We start from the raw sequence: 1,384 nt of genomic DNA, 5'->3' as shown, positions 1-1,384 counted from the left end.
GGTAATGCTGTCAACCTGTTGATGACTATTTTAATCTGTAGTCATTCAATCCTTGTAACATCAGGATGATCCTGGTGTCAGTGAAAATACGAAATCAACACGTTGGTATCATTACCCACCTGTGAACTGACGTCGGCATTTTGAATCTCACTTCGGCGTGCCCCCTCCGAATGGCGCAAAACATTTCGTGGTATGGCATGATAGCACCCGAAGAGAGTCAATTCAGGGTGGTAAATGTGAAACCAGTAACGCTATACGATGTCGCAGAGTATGCCGGTGTCTCTTATCAGACCGTTTCCCGCGTGGTGAACCAGGCCAGCCACGTCTCTGCGAAAACGCGGGAAAAGGTGGAAGCGGCGATGGCGCAGCTGAACTACATTCCCAACCGCGTGGCACAACAACTGGCGGGGAAACAGTCGTTGCTGATTGGCGTTGCCACCTCCAGTCTGGCCCTGCACGCGCCGTCGCAAATTGTCGCGGCGATTAAATCTCGCGCCGATCAACTGGGTGCCAGCGTGGTGGTGTCGATGGTAGAACGAAGCGGCGTCGAAGCCTGTAAAGCGGCGGTGCACAATCTTCTCGCGCAACGCGTCAGTGGGCTGATCATTAACTATCCGCTGGATGACCAGGATGCCATTGCTGTGGAAGCTGCCTGCGCTAATGTTCCGGCGTTATTTCTTGATGTCTCTGACCAGACTCCCATCAACAGTATTATTTTCTCCCATGAAGACGGTACGCGACTGGGCGTGGAGCATCTGGTCGCATTGGGTCACCAGCAAATCGCGCTGTTAGCGGGCCCATTAAGTTCTGTCTCGGCGCGTCTGCGTCTGGCGGGCTGGCATAAATATCTCACTCGCAATCAAATTCAGCCGATAGCGGAACGGGAAGGCGACTGGAGTGCCATGTCCGGTTTTCAACAAACCATGCAAATGCTAAATGAGGGCATCGTTCCCACTGCGATGCTGGTTGCCAACGATCAGATGGCGCTGGGCGCAATGCGCGCCATTACCGAGTCCGGGTTGCGCGTTGGTGCGGATATCTCGGTAGTGGGATACGACGATACCGAAGACAGCTCGTGTTATATCCCGCCGTTAACCACCATCAAACAGGATTTTCGCCTGCTGGGGCAAACCAGCGTGGACCGCTTGCTGAAACTCTCTCAGGGCCAGGCGGTGAAGAGCAATCAGCTGTTGCCCGTCTCACTGGTGAAAAGAAAAACCACCCTGGCGCCCAATACGCAAACCACCTCTCCCCGCACGTTGGCAGATTCCTTAATGCAGCTGGCACGACAAGTTTCCCGACTTGAAAGCGGGCAGTGAGCGCAACGCAATTACTGTGAGTCAGCTCACTTATTAGGCACCCCAGGCTTTACACTCTATGTGTC

1 protein-coding gene is annotated in these 1,384 nt (G+C 53.9%); it reads left to right on the top strand.

Translation table 11 applies throughout. The features are described from left to right. Positions 1 to 236: 236 nt before the first annotated feature. Positions 237 to 1,319 carry a DNA-binding transcriptional repressor LacI gene (lacI, locus tag HMPREF3140_RS06430; protein ID WP_024241646.1) on the top strand — a complete coding sequence of 361 codons (1,083 nt, stop codon included), beginning with the start codon at positions 237 to 239 and terminating at the stop codon, positions 1,317 to 1,319. The last annotated feature ends 65 nt before the right edge of the window (positions 1,320 to 1,384 follow it).

The sequence above is a fragment of the Klebsiella sp. HMSC16A12 genome, from assembly GCF_001808265.1.
In the GTDB taxonomy this organism is placed as follows: Bacteria; Pseudomonadota; Gammaproteobacteria; order Enterobacterales; family Enterobacteriaceae; genus Klebsiella; species Klebsiella pneumoniae.
Note: the sequence above shows the minus strand (reverse complement) of the source record. Positions and strands in the feature narration are given on the sequence as shown.